This window comes from Streptomyces canus (assembly GCF_030815415.1).
Classification (GTDB): domain Bacteria; phylum Actinomycetota; class Actinomycetes; order Streptomycetales; family Streptomycetaceae; genus Streptomyces; species Streptomyces canus_F.
On sequence record NZ_JAUSWW010000001.1, the window covers coordinates 1,008,189 to 1,026,920 of the forward strand.

Genomic DNA, 18,732 nt, shown 5'->3' on the forward strand with positions numbered 1-18,732 from the left:
CCCGAACGGGCAGCACGCCCCGGGGGCGTCATGGCGAAGGGTCCACCACGGCCGAGCTCAACCGGAGGAGCACGGCGGTGTTCTCCCGCGGCAGCGAGACGGTGAGCTGCCCCGCGTCCGCGTCCCACTTCACGGCGGCATCGGCAGTCGTGGGGTACAGCACCGTGGGCTGTACGTGAGCGCCTCGCAGATGCGGGATGGTGAGGGTGCGGTCGGTGTCGGCGGACGGGTCGGGTGTTCCGGCGTCGCCCGGTGCCCTTCTCCAGACCGTGAGGAACGTGGCGCCCTGACCTCGTAGTCCGTGGGCGAGCCATGCGTCCTCCCAGGCGGGAAGCCCCACAGGCCAGAACGGACGCGCGCCGCCGAGCTCCGGCCGGAGCTCCTTGTAGACGGAGATCGCCGAGCGGACGAGGCCGGCCTGCTCTTCGCTCATCAGATTGATGAAGCCGGACAGGTGGACGCGGCCGAGCAGCGCCCCGGTGAGGGTGAAGGCGATCTCGTCGAGGGTGTGGTCCGGCTGGGGGTAGGCCCAGACCGCGGCCTGCTCCGGTAGCACGGCGGTGGCGGCCGCGGCGGCGATGGGCGGGTAGCGCAGGAGGTCCTGCTGGTCGCTGGTGGACTGCAGCTGGGCCACGGCCAACTGCGCGTAGTCCATGCGCAGGCCGCCCGACCCGCAGTTCTCCAGGACGAGATCGGGGTGCCGGTCGAGGAGCGCGGCCATCCAGTCGAGGTGGGCGCGGTGATGCCCGAGCAGACCGGCGCCCGGGCTCTCGGAGCCGTTCTCCGTGCCGGGGCCGATGTTGATGTTGTAGTCGAGCTTCAGGTACCCGACGCCCCACTCGCCGACCAGCCGGTCCACGACCTCGTCGAGGTGGGCGCGGGCGGCCGGGTGACGCAGGTCCAGGTGGTGGCGCCCGTGTTCGGTGACGCGCAGACCACCGCGCCGGAAGAACGCCTCGGGCGGCAGCGTGCCGGCCAGGGGACTGCGTACCCCGACGACTTCGGGTTCGAGCCAGAGTCCCGGGGTCATCCCGTGCGCTCTGATGGCGTCCAGGACCTCCGGCAGACCGCCCGGGAAGCGGCGGGCGGCGGGCTCCCAGGCGCCGACGGCGTCCCACCAGCCCTGGGCGTCGTCGTCGTACCAGCCCGCGTCGATCACGAACACCTCGGCACCGGCCGCGCCCGCCGCCTCGATCAGCGGCAGGAGCCGTTCCGTGGTGGGGTCGCCCATCAGGGTGTTCATGTAGTCGTTGTAGATCACCGGCAGCGCGAGGCGGTCGGGGTGATCGCGGCGGATGCTGCGGCGGTAGTCGGTCAGTTCGCCGAAGGCCGCGTCCAGTCCGCCGCTCTCCGTGTGGACCAGGACGGCCGGGACGGTGTGGAACTCCTCGCCGGGGGCGAGGGTGTGGTGCCACTGGTGGTGGGCGTCGTCGGGGCCGAACAGTGCCACGTAGGCGGCGCCTTCGCGCTCGCCGGTCTCGAAGCGCCAGCCCGCGCTGGACTCGATCTGCCACAGCCAGGCGCGGCCCGCGCTGTCGGTGAGGCCGGCCACGGGGAGGTGGCGGCCGGTGGACCAGCTTCCCTGCGAGTACCGCTCGAAGCAGCCCCGGCCTTCGTGGCCGTGGGCGGACCGGCTCAGCGGGACCACCCGATTGCGGAAGGCGTCCTGGCGCCAACGGCATTCGGCGAGCCAGTCGTTGTCCGCCCAGTGCAGGGTCAGGTCGCCGAGACCGCCGTCCACGTCGACGATGCCGCCGAGGGTCAGTGTGGAGACGCTCTCCAGGCGGAGCGCTGTGCCGCCCTCGTTGGCCAGGCGCACCCGGGCCCGCAGGAAACCGCTGCCCGGACGTGCCTCCAGGGTGACGTCGGCGGTCAGACCGGTCGTGGAGTCCGCGAGCCGGATCGTCGTACGCTCCCGGCCGCCGTCCTGGACCGTCTCATGGCTCAGGTAGCTCAGACGGTCACCGATCGCCGTCTCGATGAAGCGTTCTCCCGACCACATGCGTCCGTGGCCGGTGGCGGTGACCTCGACCAGGGGGACCAGGCCGGCCCAGTCCTGGCCCGGTCTGCCCAGTCGCACCGCGCCGGTCGCGTCCATGACGGCGTGCAGGCCGAGTTCCGGATGCGACCAGAGCCGGGACACCTCGGCAGCTTCGACGGCAGCGGTCAACGCGATTCCCCTTCCGGGATGGTTCGGTCCTGCGGCTGGTTCTCGTGGAGCTGATCTGCGAATTCACCCTCGGGGCGGTGAGGATGGGCCGCGCCGCCGAATGTACCGGGGTGATAACCCCCCGGTTACGGTCTCTTGACGCCCACGTTGTGACCGCTCACAATCCTCGCATGTCTGTGACCGGTCACACAAGGTCGGGCGGCCGCGCCGAGCCCCCGCAGGGGCAGCAGAAGGCTGCCAGCATTCGCGATGTCGCCCAGGCGGCGGGCGTCTCCTACCAGACCGTTTCGAGGGTCATCAACGGCCATCCGAACGTCCGGGAAGAGACGCGTCGGCGGGTGCAGGAAGCCATCACCGCCCTGGGCTTCCGGCGCAACGCCACCGCGTTCGCGCTGGCCAGCGGCGTGACCCGGTCGGTCACGGTCCTCACGTCGAACACGCTTCTCTACGGCTACGCAGCGACCCTGCAGGGCCTGGAGGAGGCGTCCCGCGCCGCGGGCTACACCCTCGGCGTACGGGTGCTGACCCCGGAGGACGACCTGGACCGCACGATCGCCTCGGCCGCCGACGCCGGCGGCGGACTGGTGGTCATCGGCTTCGACCGGCTCGGCGCAGCGGCCCTGGAGCGGGTACCGGCCCACGTGCCGTGCGCGGCGGTGGTGGAAGCACCGCCCCAGGGGCAGTCACCCGGACTTCCCGCCGTGTGGGCCGACGACCGCGAGGCGGCCCGTGCCGCCACCGAGCACCTCCTCGCACTCGGGCACGACACCGTCCACTACGTGGCGATCCCCGCCTCGACCGGAACCCCGGGCTCGGTGGGACCGCGCGCGGAAGGCTGGCGCCAGGCCCTGGAAGCGGCCGGCGTCACCGCCCCCGAGCCGTCCGGCAAGGGGTGGGACTCCCAGGCCGGATACGAGGCCGGGCAGAAGCTCGCCCAGAACCAGAACGTCACCGCGATCCTCTGCGGCAACGACGACCTGGCGCTCGGTGTCCTGAGGGCCCTGCACCACGCGGGCCGGCGGGTCCCCGAGGACGTCAGCGTCATCGGCTTCGACGACGCCCCGCACTCCGCGTTCGTCACACCGTCCCTCACCACGGTCCGCATGGACTTCCAGGGGCTGGGCCGCACCGCCTTCGGACTGCTGCACGCCCGGCTCGACACCGAACAGCAGGCACCCGCGCCGGTGCCGGCAAAACCCGCCCTCGTCCTCCGGGAGAGCTCGGGTTCCCGAGAGACGTAAGCCCCACGGAAGCCCCCGCCCGCCGTCTGCCCAGGTCACGCCCCGCAGCCTTCCCCCGCCTGGGCAGCACCGCACCGCCTCCCTCCCCTTACGACCAAGGATCCCGCCATGAGAAGAGCCCTCTCCGTCCTTGTCACCGCCTGTCTGCTCGGGCTGACCGCCACCGCCTGCAGCGACAGCACCGCCGGCGGCACCGGCACCGCGCCCGAGGGGACGGTCGACCCCACCGCGAACCTCAAGGGCGTCGAACTCACCATGTGGACGGCCCAGAACAGCGTCGGACAGCCCAAGCAGGCCATCGAGGCGTTCGAGAAGGCCACCGGCGCCAAGATCAACACCGAGGTGATCCCCGACCCCTACGAGTCGAACGTCCCGACCAAGCTCGCCTCGGGCGTCAAGCCGGACCTGATGTTCTGGCAGCCCACGGGCAGCACACTGCCGTTCATCCAGCCGCAGCAGAACCTGCTCCAGCTCGACAACGAGGACTGGGTCTCCAAGCTCGGCAAGACGGAGAAGGGCCTCGGCCAGGTCGACGGCCACCGCTACGCCGCCATCGTCACCAGCCCCGCGGTCCTCGGCATCTACTACAACAAGGACGTCTTCAAGAAGGCCGGCATCACCTCGATGCCCAAGAGCTACGACGAACTCCTCGCCACCGCCCGGACCATCAAGTCCAAGACGGGCACCGCCCCGTTCTTCGAGGTCGGCGGCGACAAGTGGCCCCTCCAGTGGCAGGTCCAGGTGCAGATGACGGACCTGCCCCAGACGTTCTGGGACAACCTCAACAAGAACAAGGACAGCTGGACCAACAAGGCCATCGTCGACGCCATCACCAAGTACAAGACGAAGGTCCTCGACGGCGGCCTGGCGCAGAAGAACTACAAGACCGCCACGTTCGTCGACCAGGGCAAGGCGATCATGGACGGCAGCGCCGCGATGGCCCTCAACGTCACCTCGCTCCAGTCCCAGATACAGGCCACCTCCAGCACGGAGGAGATGGACAAGAAGCTGGGCTGGTTCCCCATCGCCAACAGCGCCGCCGGCGCCGAGTACTCGCCCGACCAGACCAACGGCGTCGTCGCCTTCAAGACCGGCGACACCAAGCGCCAGAACGCCGCCCGGCAGTTCCTGTCCTACTGGCTCGGCCAGGACTACCCGGACTACATCAAGGCGAACAAGCTCGTGTCGGTGCAGCCGTCGGTGCCCAACCCCGACGGTCTGCCGCAGACCGCGATCGCCCAGGCCGAGGCGTTGTCCACGGCCACCGGCGTCTTCCAGGTCAGGGCACTCACCGCGCCCGACATGCACCTCGCCCTCGCCGACATGATCTACGGCAAGAAGACCCCCAAGCAGGTCGCCCAGGCCGCCCAGGACCAGTTCCAGCAGGTCCTCAAGGCGCGCGGTGTCGCCGGCTTCTGACCGGCGTCCCTTCGCCAGCCCGTTCCCCGGGCCGCCCGTCGGCGGCGCGCCCGGGGCCCCGTAACCGGAGGTAGGAAAGTGGTGGACACCGCCGCCAGGGGCGTCGTCGAGCCCCCGCGCGCGAAGGACCGGAGCGGCCCGCCCCGTCGCGGCCGGCGTGAGCGCACCCGGAAGAAGGCCAACCAGCCGTGGTGGTTCGCGCTTCCCGCGCTCGCCGTGTTCGGCGTGTTCTTCCTGCTGCCGAACCTGCTGAACTTCGTCTATCCGTTCACCGACTGGTCGGCGTTCCACCCGCAGATCAGCTTCGTGGGCCTGGACAACCTCAAGACCATCCTCGACGACGGATCGATGCTGCGGGACATCCGCATCACCCTGGTGTACGCGGTCCTCGTGGCCCTCTTCCAGAACGGCTTCGGTCTCGGCCTCGCCCTCCTGCTGGAGCGGGACACCCGTTTCAACCGCTTCTTCCGCGCGGTCTTCTTCCTGCCCGTGCTGATCTCCGCCCTGGCCGTCGGCTACATCTTCAAGGCCCTGCTGGAGCAGGACGGGGCGCTCAACGGCGTGCTGTCCTCCCTCGTGGGACACCAGGTCGACACCCCCTGGCTGGGATCGACCACGTGGACGCTGGTCGTGGTGACCCTCATCCACGGCTGGAAGTGGATGGGCCTGGCCATGCTCATCTATCTGGCGGGCCTGAAGAGCATGCCCGACGACGTGCTGGAGGCCGCCCGCATCGACGGGGCCGGCGCCTGGCGCACCTTCTGGTCGATCCGGTTCCCGCTGCTGGCACCCGCGGTGACGTTCAACGTGACCACCGCGCTGATCGGCTCCATGAACACCTTCGACATCGTCCAGGCCACCACCGCGGGCGGCCCCGGCAGCGAGACCGAGGTGTTCAACATCTACATGTTCCGCATCTTCGGCCAGGGTCTGTACGCCCAGGCGTCCGCGATGAGCCTGGTCCTCTTCCTCATCGTCGTCGTCCTCGCCGTACCCGTCATCGTCGGCCTGCGGCGCAGGGAGAACAACCAGTGACCACCATGCCCGCGCCCGCCCCGGTACGCCGACGCCCCGTGCGGTGGGTCCAGCCCTTCGTCACCCTGGTCGTCGCGGCCGTCACCATCGGCATCCCGCTCTGGCTGGTCGCGGTGACCTCAGTGAAGCCGCAGGCCGAGGCGATCAAACCCAACCTCTCCCTGCCGCAGCACATGCAGGCCGCCGAGAACTACCGGCAGACCTTCGACGAGGGCAAGATCGTCCAGGGGTTCGTCAACAGCGTGCTGGTCGTCGTCCCCTCCGTCGTCCTCGTCCTGCTGCTGGGCGCCGGCGCCGCATGGGTCTTCGCCCGTCGCAAGGGGCGCCTGGTCGGGACGCTGTACGCGCTGAGCATCAGCGGCCTGCTGCTCCCGCCCGCCGTCATCACCATCGTGATGGAGCTGCGCCAACTCGGCCTGGCGGGCACCCAGCTCGGCATGATCGCCGTCTACACGGGGATGTACCTCTCCACGTCGATCTTCTTCATGACCGGCTTCATCCGAAACCTCCCGGAGGAACTGGAGGAGGCCGCGCGCATGGACGGCGCGAGCCCTGCCCGGGTCTTCTTCCAGGTGATCCTGCCGCTGCTGCGCCCGGTCATCGCCACCGCGACGATCATGGTGATGCTCTTCGCCTGGAGCGACATCTTCTACGCCTTCTTCGTGCTGGGCGGCGGGGACAAGGCCACGCTCCCGCTCAACCTCTACCAGGTCGCCAACGCCCAGCTGTACCTGAACAACTGGCACCTCGTCTTCGCCTACGTCGTGATGATGAGCCTGCCCATGGTGGCGGTCTTCGTCATCGCCCAGCGCCGGATCGTCGCCGGCATCACCAGCGGCGCCGTCAAGTAGCCCCGCTCCCCCGATCTCCGGGGCGTGACTCCCCGCACGCCCCGGCCCCCACATCCGGGTCACCCGGTCCCCCGGGTTCCCGGGCCCACTCACGATCCCCCTGCAACGACGCGGGAGGCGGAGGACACACATGCCGCGAACCGAGCACGGATCACGCCACACCGCGCGCCTCATGGGGGCGATCGCCTTCACCGCCGCGCTGATCGGCACAGCCGTGACCATCCCGTCCGCCCAGGCGGCCACCGCGCAGCTCACCGTCGACCTGGGCAGAACCACCGGCGACGTGATGCACGGAGCCAACGGAACGCTGTACGGGCTCAGTGACGACGGCGTCCCCGGTGACGAGCTGGTCGCACCGCTGCACATGACCACCGTCATCCAGAAGGCCCCCGACGGTGCCCAGCACCCCAACGGCGACGCTCTCGCGATCAAGAAGGGCTACGACCGCAACGGCGGCGGCGAGGTCCACATCTACATGCAGGACGTCTACGCACAGTGGCCGTACGAGAACCTCGGTCTGAGCGACTACCTGACCAAGGTCGACACCATGGTCCGCAAGGTCGCGGCACGCCCCGACGCGGAAGATTTCGTGTGGGTGCCCTTCAACGAGCCCAACGGCAACTGGTATCCGGATCTGGGCAGTTCCGACAGCGCCAAGTACGCGAGCGCCCTGAGCAAGTTCCAGAGCGACTGGACCACCGTCTACAAAAAGATCCGCTCGATCATCCCCGACGCCCGGATAGCCGGCCCCAACGAGACCCACTACGACGCCAAGCTCATGGGCGACTTCTACCCCTGGGCCAAGGCCAACGGGGTGCTCCCGGACATCACGACCTGGCACGAACTGGGCCCGGACTCCCTCAAGGACTTCGAGTCCCACCTCGCCGACTACCGGGCCATCGAGAAGAAGGCCCGGATCAGCGAGCGGCCGGTCAGCATCAACGAGTACGGCAACCGGCGTGACCAGTCCGTGCCCGGACAGATGGTCCAGTGGATGTCGATGTTCGAGCGCAACAAGGTCTACGCCGACCAGGCGTACTGGAACATCGCCGGAAACCTCAACGACAACGCCGCCCAGACCAACATCCCCAACGGCACCTGGTGGCTGCTGCGCTGGTACGCGGGCCTGACCGGCAAGACCGTCAAGCTCGACCCGCCGCATCCCAACACCATCGACACCGTTCAGGGCATCGCCTCACTGGACCCCGCCCGCAAGCAGGCCCAGGTACTGCTCGGCGGCACCTCCGGCGACGTGAACACCATGATCCGCAACGTCCCCGCGCGCTTCGGCAAGAAGGTCAACGTCACCGTCGAGCGCATCGGCTGGAGCGGCTACGAGGGCGCCGCCGCGCCCAGCGTGGTGTCCCGCACCACCACCAAGGTCGCCGCGAACGGCAGCATCAACGTGCCGCTGACCGGCCTTGACGCCATGTCGGCCTACCGCGTCACCATTAACCCGGCCGGCAGCGGCTCGCCCACCGCGGAGAGCCTGCCCTGGTCCACGTCGTACGAGGCGGAGAACGCCACGATCACCGGCGGCACGGTCTACTCCCAGGGCTCGGTGACCAACCCCTACGGCTTCGCCACCTCGGGCACCAAGGACGTCGGCAGCCTGAACCAGTCCGACAGCAAGGCCGCCTTCACCGTCGACGTCCCGAAGACCGGCACGTACGACCTGGACGTCTTCTACGGCAACCAGTCCGGCGGGCCCGCCACCCAGACCCTCACGGTCGACGGCGGCCCGCCCCGGACCCTCACCTACGGGTCCACCCTGAACTGGACCTACCGCGCCACGGCGAGCACACCGGTGTCCCTGACGGCCGGCACGCACACCCTGACCCTGTCCAAGGGCACGAACGAGGTCACCCTCGACAAGATCGACCTCACCGCGTCCAGGACCCCGGACGCCGTCTACCCCGCGGCCTACGCCGACATCAGCGGCTCCCCGTCGTACGACTACAGCGCCTCCGGCATCAGCGGCGCCGGCGCCCTGGTGCTGGACCGCCGCGACAAGGCCGCCCTCGACGTCTACGCCCCGGCCGACGGCTACTACACCGTGCACGCCCACTACGCCGCCACCGGCGACGCCACCCTGAGCATGGACGGCGCCGACGCCGCCGTCCTCCCCTCCACCCGGGGCCGCGCGACCGACAAGGCCCTGCGGCTGTACCTGTCGGCGGGCAACAACCGCATCACCGCCGCCGCCCCGGGCAACGGCAGTCTCACCCTGCGCGACCTGCGCGTCACCGGTGAGGTCAGCACCTCGGGGACCGAGACCTACGAGGCCGAGGACGCCACCCCCGCCGGCACCGCGTCGGTCTCCGGCAACTCCTGGGCCTCCGGCGACAAATACGTCGGCCACATCGGCCTGGGAGCCGCCAACACCCTCACCTTCAAGGTGAACGCCCCCTCGGCCGGGCGCTATGTGATGAACGTGCGCTACGCCAACAACGAGACCGCCGGGTCCGGGAACTACAACACCAACGTCGTCTCCCGGGCCGCGGACATCACCGTCAACGACACGTCCCGGACGGTCATGTTCCGCAACTCCTACAGCTGGTCCAACTTCTGGGACCTGCCGGTCCCGGTCACCCTCAAGGCCGGCGTCAACACCATCTCCTTCGCCAACTCCACTGCCTACGCACCGGACATCGACAAGGTGACCGTCGCCCCGCTGAACGGCTGACGGCACCGCCGGTTGTCGTCGGGGGGCGGTCATGCCACGCCCCCCGGCCTAGGAAACGCCGTCGAGCGGCCGGAGAAAACGGCGTTCGTACCGCTTGATGCAACGCGTGCGACGAGCCAGTTCGAACGCCTCCTGGCACTCCGGATCGGACACGCTGTCCGTGCGGTACTGCTCGTAGGCGGCGAGGCTGGGAAACGAGAAGAGGGCGTAGGCGATGTCGCTGTCGCCCTCGCTCGGCAGGAAGTAGCCGTGGTGCGTCCCGCCGAAACGGTCGACGAGCCGGACCCAACGACGGCCGTATTCCTCGAAGTCCTCCAACTTGTCCGCGTCGATCTCGTACTTCAGGTGAATGGTGATCATCCGTACATGATGCAGCGAGTCGATGCGGGCTCGAAGGGCGGCTGCCGCGGGCCCGGTTCATAATTCGCTTGCTCTGGCCACAGGTCAACGCTGCACTGATCCCGGCACCACGACTCGTGGTGCCGGTATTGCGAGGAGGCAGCGGCGCCGATGGAGATTCGTTCCACGACCGATGAGGATTTCGACGTCTTCGTCGACACACTCTATGCCGCGTTCGGGAGCTTCCCGGAGACCCCGGTCGAGGGCGGCGGGCTCTGGTGGTCGGCGCTCGAGACAGACCGCTGCCTGCTCGCCCGGACGGCGGACGGGCGGCCTGTCGGCACCGCCGCCACGCACTCCTTCGAGCTCACCCTGCCCGGCGAGACCCTCGTCCCGGCCCCCGGAGTGACCGCCGTCGGCGTCCTGCCCTCGCACCGGCGCCAGGGCGTGCTCAACGCGATGATGCGGCATCACCTCGCCGAGCTGCGGGACGGCGCGGAGTTCCTCTCCGTGCTGCTGTGCTCCGAGGCCACCATCTACGGCAGATTCGGCTACGGACCGGCGACGTACACGGGGCAGCTGACGGTGGAGCGGCACCGGGCCGCCCTCGCGCTCCCCCGGGCGCGCGGAGCGGCCGAGGCCCGGACGGTCGGCTCGGTCGAGGTGCTGCGGCGTGCCGAGTGCGGCGAGATCCTGGAAGAGGTCTACGACCGGTACCGCCGCGCCCAGCCCGGCGCGCTGTCCCGGCCGCACCGCTGGTGGGCCCTGCGCGCGGGGCAGCCCCCGATCTCGCCGGCGCCACGCTACGTCGCCGTTCACCGGGACGCCGACGGCGTCCCGGACGGGTACGCCAGCTACTTGATCGACTCCGGCACCCTGACCGTCGACGAGACCATCACCACCGACGACGCCGTCTTCACGGCCCTGGCCCGGTTCGTTCTCGAACACGACCTGGTCTCTCGGGTCGTGTTCAAGCACGTCCCGCCCGAGCACCCGCTGCGCTGGCAGCTCGCGGACTTCCGCGCCGGCCAGGTGAGCGGCCAGATGGACTGGCTCTGGGTGCGGATCCTGGACGTCCCGGCCGCTCTGACCGCGCGCGGCTGGTTCACGGACGGCGAACTCGTCCTCGACGTCGCCGACCCGTTCCTCGGCGAGCACGGCCGCTACCTGCTGACCGTCCGGGACGGCAAGGCCGACTGCGTCCCCACGGACCGCAAGGCAGACCTGTCCCTGGACATCAGGGACCTGGGCTCGATCTACCTCGGCGGCACCGCCCCGAGCACGCTCGTGCGTGCCGGACACATACAGGCCCACCACCCGGGCGCAGCCACCCTCGCCGACACCCTCTTCCGCACCGAGCGCTCCCCGCACTGCCTGCACTGGTTCTGACCGCGCTCGCAGACCCTGCCTACGTCTCGTCGGTCCAAGAAAAGCGAACCAGCCCCCCGGGCCCCACCGCGACGTGCCGCGGGGGCCCGGAGGCACAACATCCGCACGGCAGCGTCCTATTCGGTGCGCAGCGCGGTGGCGGTTCGGGCCCGGGCGGCCCACCCGGCGGGCAGGAGGGCGCCCAGGGTGGCGATGAACAGGCCGCCGAGGGTGAGCGGGAGCAGTTCGGCCGCGTGGTAGACGGCGGTGACGGACCCGGGGAGGCGCAGCCCCACACTGTCGCCCATCGCGGGGATGACCCAGCCGTGCAGGGCCACACCGAGGGGTACGCCCAGTGCGCCCGCGGCCAGTCCGGTCACGACGACAGAGGTGAGGACCATCGCGACGGTCTGCCGCGGGGTCATGCCGAGCGCTTTGTGGACGCCGATCTCGCGGACGCGTTCGCGGGTGTCGAGGAGCACGCCGTTCAGTACGCCGAGCGCGGCGACGGCGACGAGCATCAGGGTGAGGATCGCGGACAGCGCGTTGAGCGTGCCGACCATGTCGCTGCCGGAGTTGAGCCCGCCGGCCCGCGCTGTGGCGCCGAGTGGTGTCAGGTTCTTGTTGAGGGTGTCGGCGTAGGCGGGGACGTCGGTGCCCGAGGTGACCGCGATGTGATGGCTCGTCTCCGTCAGGTCGGGATGCGCGTCCTTGAGCGTCGAGGCGTCGGTGAAGACCTGCATGCCGTCGTTGCGGGTGTCGAAGACCTCGCCGACGATCCGGACCGTGACCGGCCGGGCCAGGCCGTTGAGGGTGACGGTGTCGCCGATACGGGTGCTGGTGGCGGTCAGGAAGGGGGTGGGGGCCACGGCCTCGCCGGTGCGTTCGATCCAGCGGCCCGCAACCATCGTGTAGCCGCCCCAGGAGGCGTCGCCGGTGAAGGAGTTCACCTCGATGGTCCCGGTCAGACCGGACACCGTCGCCCGTACCCGCGTAGCCCCGTAGTACTTCCCGGTCCCGGGTGCGGCCTCGATGGCCGCGGCGACCGCGGCGGGATCGACTGCGGGCTGCGGCTCGGAACCGGGGCTCCGGGGTCCGAAGTCCGGCACGGGCGCGGGGACGACGACATCGGCCGCGTTGTGGGCCCTTGCCGTCATCACCTGGCCGAGCGAGGCGCCCATCCCCACGGTGAACGTGACGGCGATGGCGCCGAACAGGATGGCGGTGCCCATGGCAAGCGCGCGGGCTGGCCGTGCGAAGGGCCGGGCCAGCCCCAGGGCGACGGGGTGCGGCAGCGGCAGCCGTCCGGCGAGACGGGCCGCCCACCGGCCGCGCCCCGCCGAAGCGGTACGCCCGACGGCGAGCGCGTCGGCGGTTCGCAAACGACCGGCCCGCAGGGCACTCGCCCAGGCGGTCGCCGCCACCAGACCGAGCACCCCCGCGATCACCGTCAGGTCGACCCAGGGGGCGACGGCCAGGGACGAGGTGCTGTAGACGTCCTGCGCCTCGGCCAGTACGGGGACGGCGAGGAGATGCCCGGCGAGGACTCCGAGGCTCGCGCCCACGGCGGCCGGGATCAGCGCCTGGCCGACGTAGGCCCGTACGACCTGGGCCGGAGTGAAGCCGACGGCTTTGAGGACCCCGATACGGCGCGTTCCCGTGCCGACGGCCGACGCGACGACGTTGCCGACGATGAGCACCGACATGACCAGGCCCAGGGCGCCGAAGGCCATGAGGAAGGGGACGTAGAGGGCGGTGTCGCGCTCGACTGTCTTCTTGACGGTGAGCCAGGACTGTTCGCCGACGACGGCTCCCCGCGGCAGGGACCAGGTCACGGCCTTGCCGCCCGCGGTGATCTGCGCGGCGGTGCCGGCGTCGGTGAAGCGGTAGAGCATCTGGTGGCCGCCGCTGCCGGGCGCGGTCAGCGCCGGCATCTGGGACGGCAGCACCCAGGCGTCGGCGGTCTGCGTGACCGAGCGGGCCGCACCGACCACCGTCAGCGTCGGATCGCCGGGCAGGCCGGGGAAGGTGACCTTCATGCCCAGGGTCGCGAGGAGCGCCGAGTCGGCGGACACCACGATCTCACCGGAGCGCGTGGGCCAGCGTCCATCGAGCAGTGTCAGCTCGTCCACGTCGCGGCCGGGACCGTCCCGGCCGACCACGGTCATCGGCCAGCCGGGCCCGCCCATGCCGTCCGACCGCGGGGTGAGTGTCGCCGTGGGGAACGGGCCGGCAGCGTCGCTCACCCCTTCCGCGTTCTTGGACGCCGAGAGCTGTCCGGCGCCGACCGTGTCCGCGTCGAACTGCAGGGACAGATGCGCCCCGTGCCGGCGCGCGAACGCGTCATCGAAGGGAGCGCCCGAGACCACCAGCAAGGTTCCGCCGAGGACGGAGGCGGCCACCGCCATCATCGTGGCGAGCCCGATCACCAGCGTCTGCACCCGGCGTCGTGCGACCCCCGAGCGCACCACCTTGCCGAGCCCACTCATCGGACGGCCTGCGGGGTGACGGCCTGCGACCCGGTGTCCTGTGTGATCCGGCCGTCGGCGATGTGAACCGTGCGGTTCGTGCAGGACCGGGCCAGAGCGAGGTCGTGGGTGACCACGACGAGGGTCTGGCCCTCGGCGTTGAGGTCGGTGAGCAGCTCGCTGACGTCCTGTCCGGCGGCCGTGTCCAGGGCTCCGGTCGGTTCGTCGGCCAGGAGCAGCGCGGGCCGGTTCATCAACGCCCGGGCGACCGCGACGCGTTGCCGTTCGCCGCCGGACAGCCGTCCCGGGTAGGCGCGGGCGTGCCGGTCGATGCCCAGCAGTTCCAGGAGCTCTGCCGCCCGGCGGCCCGCCTCGCCCCGTGCCATGCCGGTGAGGCGCGCGGGCAGCTCGACGTTGTCGGTGACGGTCAGGTCGTCGAGCAGGTTGAAGAACTGGAAGACCATGCCGATCCTCGAGCGCCGGTAGAGCGCCGCACCGGCTTCACCGAGCCGGTCCACCCGCACCCCGTCCACGGTGACGGTCCCGGCATCGGGCCGGTCCAGGCCCGCGATCAGATTGAGCAGCGTGGACTTGCCGCTGCCGGACGGGCCCAGGATCGCGACGGCCTCGCCGGGTCGCACGGTCAGCGACGCCTCGTGCAGAGCGGGCGGGCCGTCGTCGTAGCGGCGGCTCACCTCGCGCAGTTCGATCACCGGCATGGTCATGAAAGGCTCCTCGGGTAAGGGCAGTTGGCTGCGTGAACGCTAGGAGCGGGCCCGGTCGGCACGCGTCGCCCGCTCGAACCCCTTGCGGTACCGAGCTGGGATGAGCCCCACGGACGTCATCCCTGCGATGTAGGCGGGTGATGTATCCGGCACGGCGGAAATGACCACGGGGGCGGACTCCGCGAGTCCGCGCGGCGGCGAGAATGATCCGGTGACGGACGTACGTACGACGCTGGAGCGGATGCGGGAAGCCGGCCGCCGGACGGTCCGCGACGCCAGGGTTCCGAGCGGTCCGCCGCTGCGGCCCACCCCGCGCGCCTGGCAGTTCGACGCGCTGGTGGCTCTGCTGATCGGCATCTCCACCGTCTACTACGGCCTCGACAACGTCGACGTCGTCGTGGTGCGGGAGATCGCACCCGGCGTGGCGTACACCGTGGTGCGCCCGTCCGGCCCCGGCGGGCTGGCCTTCATGGTGACCCTCGCGGTCGTCGCCTCGGGCGCCCTGGCCCTGCGCCGCCGCTATCCGCTCGCCGTGCTGTGCGTCGTGACGGCGGCGACCCTGGCGACACCGCAGAGCGTGCTGCGGCTGACCTTCTACGCGTTCATCATCGCCGTCTACAGCGCCGCCGTGTACAGCCCGTACCGGGTGGTGACCCTGGCGGCGCTGCCGGTGTCGGTCGTCCTGGTCGGCACCTCGGGGGACTCGGTGACACCGATCGTCCCCAACGACTACATCGTCCTGCTGATCCTGGCCCCGATGGCCGTGGCCGCCATCGGCCTGCGCACCTGGAAACTCCGGACCGACGAGGGCCGTACCCGGATCTCCACCCTGGAAGGGGAACGGGCCGAGGAACTGCGCCGGGCCGTCGAGCACGAGCGGGCCAGGATCGCCCGCGAACTGCACGACGTCGTCACGCACAACGTCAGCGTGATGATCATCCAGGCGGGTGCCGCCCGCAAGATCATGAGCACCTCTCCCGAGGAGGCCGGCGAGGCACTGCTCGCCGTCGAGGCGGGTGGGCGGGCGGCCATGACCGAACTGCGCCACGTCATGGGACTGCTCACCATGGCCGACGAGGAGGAGACGTCCAACGCTGCGGACCTGGCCGGCACGGCGCAGGAGCTGACCCCGCAACCCGGCCTGGACCAGCTGGAATCGCTGGTGGGGCGGGTGCGGGACACCGGACTGCCCGTCGACCTGACCGTGACCGGGCCGCCCCGCCCTCTCCCGCCCGGCCTCGAACTCGCCGCCTATCGCGTGGTCCAGGAAGCCCTCACCAACACCGTGAAGCACGCGTCCGGCGCCAGAGCCGCCGTGACCGTCGACTACGGCCCGGACCGGCTCCGGGTCGAAGTCACCGACACCGGTGGCCACTCGCGCGGGGCCGTCGGAAGCGGCCGGGGGCTGATCGGTCTGCGCGAGCGCCTAGCCGTCCACGACGGAACCCTCAACACCGGCCGACGCCTGACCGGCGGCTACCGTGTGGAAGCCCTGATCCCCCTGGAGGGACCGTGACCGAGCCGCTGCGCGTGCTCCTCGCCGACGACCAGACCCTGGTCCGCACCGGGTTCCGGCTGATCCTCCGCGCCGACGGCATCGACGTCGTCGCCGAGGCGACCAACGGGGGCGAAGCCGTGGAGGCGGTCCGCCGTACCCGGCCCGACGTGGTCCTGATGGACATCCGGATGCCCGAGATGGACGGCCTGGAGGCCACCCGCCGCATCCTCACCGGGGCCGCCGACACGCCCCGAGTCATCATCCTCACCACGTTCGACCTCGACCGCTACGTCTACGCCGCCCTGTCCGCCGGAGCCAGCGGCTTCCTCCTCAAGGACGTCACCCCCGAGCAGTTGACCGCGGCGGTCCGCACGGTCCGTACCGGCGACGCCCTCCTCGCACCCACCATCACCCGCCGTCTCGTGCAGCGGTTCGCACACCGGGGCAGCGACACCGCCACCCTCCACCGGGACCTCGCCTCGCTCACCCCACGCGAGCTGGAAGTCCTCGGCCTGCTGGCCCGGGGGCTGAGCAACGCCGAACTCGCCACCCGCCTCCATCTGGCCGAGGCGACCGTCAAGACACACGTCGCCCGCATCCTCGCCAAGCTCGGACTCCGTGACCGTGTCCAGGCCGTCATCGTCGCCTACGAGACAGGGCTGGTCAGCGTCGGCGCGGGCGGGGCCGCCCAGCAGCCGACCGAGCAGACGTAGAACGAAGCCGAGACCGGGCACGGACAGGCGAACCCTGCGTCCGACAGTCTCCGCACGTCCTCGAGGAAGCGCCAACCGCCTGGACGGCACACCGAGTTGGTGGAGTCCCGCCCCGGTTGTCGGACAATTCCCTGCCCGGCCTGGGAGATTCGGGGATCCTGTGGCAGTGACCGAGAATCTGAGCGACAACACTCCGGACCATGAGGTCAAGGCGCTGCTCCGAGTCCTGCACGGGCAACGGCGCCACGTGGTGGACATCCTCGACGGGCTCGACGCGCAGGATCTACGACGGCCCGTGCTGCCGTCCGGATGGCACTGCCTGGGGCTGGTCCAGCACCTCACGCTGGACGTCGAGCGGTTCTGGTTCCGCGCGGTCGTCGCCGGGGACCAGCAGGTCATCCGCGGCCTGACGAGCGACGACGAGGCCTGGAAGGTGTCCCCGGAAGTCCCGGCCGTCGACGTGCTCGACCGATACCGGCAAGAGGCGGCACTCGCCGATGACGTCATCACCGCCACCCCAGCCGACGCCGCGCCGGCCTGGTGGCCCCACGACCTGTTCGGCGAACCACACCTGCACACCCTGCGCGACGTGCTGCTGCACGTCATCACCGAGACCGCGTGCCACGCCGGGCACCTCGACGCGGCCCGGGAGCTGATCGACGGCCGCCGCTGGCTGGTCCTGACCTGAGAGCCCCGATCCGGCCCGGCGACCCCGCGGCAGTCGTCCGGCCGGCCAGTTCTGCCATCAAGTGGTGCGCCTGGAACGCGATGTCGGTGCGCTACCAGCCCATGTCCTTGGCCACCTCTTCCTGTGCTTGGGCGATCTCTTCCTCGGTGGACTCGATGACGTCCACTTCTTCCAAACGCGTCAGCAGGTCCGCGAGAGCCTGCTTCTGAGCCGGGTGCGTGATCGGCACGGTGTTGAGGTCGGTGCTCATCAGCCAGTCGAAGAGGACGATGGCATCGGAGCGCCACAGACGGAGATCGACGGTCGGCGTGGACCCCCACGGGAACCCAGTTTCCATGGGGGCAGCATGCCAGGTCAGCGGCGCGCCGATCGAACACCTGTACCGTATGCGCGTTATGCTGCGTTCATGGTGATTTACCCAGATCACCCGGAACGAGACCCTGCCCGATGACCACCGCTCCCCCGCCGCCGACCTCCGAGCCGGACCCGTCCGCGCTTGTCTGCTCCGGCGACCGCGTCGGCCTGTGCGCCGGCTGCCACCGCAGAACCCACCGGTACGGCAGCGGCGGTGAGCCACTTTGCCAGTGGTGCATGGCCACGGCGAAGAAGCAGTGGGACTCACACGTGCGCTACACCAGCACGCGCGGCTGATCACCCCGCCCAGCCGACCAGCGCGCCACGGTCTCGCGCTCGCCAGCGACCCCCGTGCGCGGGCTCGGGGAACGTCACGTTGGGCCCCGTGAAGTGGCCCGGCGATCTCGTGGGGCAGACGATGGAAACCGGCAAAAGCCGTGAACTGTCACATGCCGCTGGAAGGGGCTTGACCGCATGAGTGCCGACGTGTCACAGGCGAAGGACCCCTCACCGCGACGCCGAATCGCGGCCCCGGTCGTCGGGCTCGTGCTGGCAGCCGTGAGTGCCGCGGCGCTCGTCTCATGCAGTACCGACAGCGACGGCGACGACTCCTCCTCGTTCACCCCTACTCCTACGGCGGCCGACACGGCGTCGTTCTCCGGCACATCGCCGTCCGCCCTCGCCTCGATCGGGGAGTCCGTGAAGGCGTCCGCCAAGGAGGCGGCCTCGGCTGCGGCCTCCTCCGCCTCCGCTCGGGCGTCCGCGTTCGAGGCATCGGTGTCCGCCGAGACCGTACGCGCCAACGAGGCGGCGCAGAAAGAGCTCGCGGACGTCGAGGGCCGGGGCAACGCGACGGCCGACGTCTCGATGACCGGCCTGCCGCGCGCGGAGACGGGCGGCCTGCTCGCCCTCGTCGTGAACATCACCAACCGGACCGACGAGACCGCGTCGTACGCCGTCCAGGTCGACTTCCGGGACCCGGATGGCAAGGTGGTCGAGACCCGTTTCGTAGGCGCGCAGGACCTGAAGCCGGGCGACAGGGCGCAGCCGCTGGCCATCAGCCGCAAGCCCGCCGAGCCGAAACTGACGGCCGAGATCGCCAAGGCCCAGCGTTACTGAGCCGGACCCCTTGCGGTCAGGACCCGGCCTGAAGCCGGGCCGCCGGTGATCGACCGCA

The 18,732-nt window shown here is 70.5% G+C and carries 16 protein-coding genes; 11 read left to right on the forward strand and 5 right to left on the reverse strand.

The features are described 5' to 3' along the window. Positions 1 to 28: 28 nt before the first annotated feature. Positions 29 to 2,098: an alpha-galactosidase gene (locus QF037_RS04765; RefSeq protein WP_373463940.1), complete on the reverse strand. Its 2,070-nt coding sequence runs from the start codon at positions 2,096 to 2,098 to the stop codon at positions 29 to 31. Between the two features lie 242 nt (positions 2,099 to 2,340). On the opposite strand from QF037_RS04765, the gene QF037_RS04770 reads away from it, so the two are divergent. The 5 genes from QF037_RS04770 (at position 2,341) to QF037_RS04790 (ending at position 9,402) form a co-directional block, all read left to right on the forward strand. Beyond that, the gene (locus tag QF037_RS04770) at positions 2,341 to 3,411 is read left to right on the forward strand and encodes a LacI family DNA-binding transcriptional regulator (protein ID WP_307022115.1); all 1,071 of its coding nucleotides are present in this window, start codon (positions 2,341 to 2,343) and stop codon (positions 3,409 to 3,411) included. A 108-nt stretch (positions 3,412 to 3,519) separates the two neighbouring features. Next, complete coding sequence (locus QF037_RS04775) at positions 3,520 to 4,830, forward strand: ABC transporter substrate-binding protein (protein ID WP_307022117.1); 1,311 nt, start codon at positions 3,520 to 3,522, stop codon at positions 4,828 to 4,830. Positions 4,831 to 4,908: 78 nt separating this feature from the next. Then, positions 4,909 to 5,865, forward strand: coding sequence for a carbohydrate ABC transporter permease (locus tag QF037_RS04780; protein WP_373463664.1), 957 nt, complete (start codon positions 4,909 to 4,911; stop codon positions 5,863 to 5,865). Beyond that, on the forward strand, positions 5,862 to 6,716 hold the full coding sequence (locus QF037_RS04785; RefSeq protein WP_373463665.1) for a carbohydrate ABC transporter permease: 855 nt from the start codon (positions 5,862 to 5,864) through the stop codon (positions 6,714 to 6,716). Before QF037_RS04780 ends, QF037_RS04785 begins: the two co-directional genes overlap by 4 nt. Positions 6,717 to 6,846: 130 nt before the next feature. Continuing rightward, the gene (locus tag QF037_RS04790; protein ID WP_307022119.1) at positions 6,847 to 9,402 is read left to right on the forward strand and encodes a CBM35 domain-containing protein; all 2,556 of its coding nucleotides are present in this window, start codon (positions 6,847 to 6,849) and stop codon (positions 9,400 to 9,402) included. A gap of 48 nt (positions 9,403 to 9,450) precedes the next feature. On the opposite strand, the gene QF037_RS04795 is transcribed toward QF037_RS04790, so the two are convergent. Next, a complete protein-coding gene (locus QF037_RS04795; protein WP_307022121.1) occupies positions 9,451 to 9,762 on the reverse strand; it encodes an NIPSNAP family protein in 312 nt (103 codons plus the stop codon). Between the two features lie 150 nt (positions 9,763 to 9,912). On the opposite strand from QF037_RS04795, the gene QF037_RS04800 reads away from it, so the two are divergent. Continuing rightward, entirely contained in the window at positions 9,913 to 11,130 is a 1,218-nt protein-coding gene (locus tag QF037_RS04800; RefSeq protein ID WP_307022123.1) for a GNAT family N-acetyltransferase, read from the forward strand. Between the two features lie 116 nt (positions 11,131 to 11,246). On the opposite strand, the gene QF037_RS04805 is transcribed toward QF037_RS04800, so the two are convergent. Beyond that, the gene (locus QF037_RS04805) at positions 11,247 to 13,598 is read right to left on the reverse strand and encodes an ABC transporter permease (RefSeq protein ID WP_307022125.1); all 2,352 of its coding nucleotides are present in this window, start codon (positions 13,596 to 13,598) and stop codon (positions 11,247 to 11,249) included. Continuing rightward, a complete protein-coding gene (locus tag QF037_RS04810) occupies positions 13,595 to 14,302 on the reverse strand; it encodes an ABC transporter ATP-binding protein (RefSeq protein WP_307022126.1) in 708 nt (235 codons plus the stop codon). The genes QF037_RS04805 and QF037_RS04810 overlap by 4 nt, the downstream gene beginning before the upstream one ends. Positions 14,303 to 14,543: 241 nt before the next feature. Between QF037_RS04810 and QF037_RS04815 the strand changes: the two genes are divergently transcribed. From QF037_RS04815 to QF037_RS04825, 3 genes are all read left to right on the forward strand, one after another. Then, positions 14,544 to 15,818 (forward strand): sensor histidine kinase, encoded by a 1,275-nt coding sequence (locus QF037_RS04815; RefSeq protein WP_307036991.1) that lies wholly within the window; start codon positions 14,544 to 14,546, stop codon positions 15,816 to 15,818. Beyond that, positions 15,815 to 16,513, forward strand: coding sequence for a response regulator (locus QF037_RS04820; RefSeq protein WP_307022128.1), 699 nt, complete (start codon positions 15,815 to 15,817; stop codon positions 16,511 to 16,513). The genes QF037_RS04815 and QF037_RS04820 overlap by 4 nt, the downstream gene beginning before the upstream one ends. Positions 16,514 to 16,673: 160 nt before the next feature. Further along, positions 16,674 to 17,201 (forward strand): mycothiol transferase, encoded by a 528-nt coding sequence (locus QF037_RS04825; protein WP_307022130.1) that lies wholly within the window; start codon positions 16,674 to 16,676, stop codon positions 17,199 to 17,201. 91 nt (positions 17,202 to 17,292) lie between these two features. Here QF037_RS04825 and QF037_RS04830 read toward each other — a convergent pair whose 3' ends face one another. Continuing rightward, positions 17,293 to 17,538 carry a hypothetical protein gene (locus QF037_RS04830; RefSeq protein WP_266883698.1) on the reverse strand — a complete coding sequence of 82 codons (246 nt, stop codon included), beginning with the start codon at positions 17,536 to 17,538 and terminating at the stop codon, positions 17,293 to 17,295. A 110-nt stretch (positions 17,539 to 17,648) separates the two neighbouring features. Here QF037_RS04830 and QF037_RS04835 point away from each other — a divergent pair, with 110 nt between their 5' ends. Both QF037_RS04835 and QF037_RS04840 read left to right on the forward strand, forming a co-directional pair. Continuing rightward, on the forward strand, positions 17,649 to 17,852 hold the full coding sequence (locus QF037_RS04835; RefSeq protein ID WP_307022132.1) for a hypothetical protein: 204 nt from the start codon (positions 17,649 to 17,651) through the stop codon (positions 17,850 to 17,852). Between the two features lie 177 nt (positions 17,853 to 18,029). Then, positions 18,030 to 18,674: a hypothetical protein gene (locus QF037_RS04840; RefSeq protein ID WP_307022134.1), complete on the forward strand. Its 645-nt coding sequence runs from the start codon at positions 18,030 to 18,032 to the stop codon at positions 18,672 to 18,674. Positions 18,675 to 18,732 lie beyond the last annotated feature (58 nt).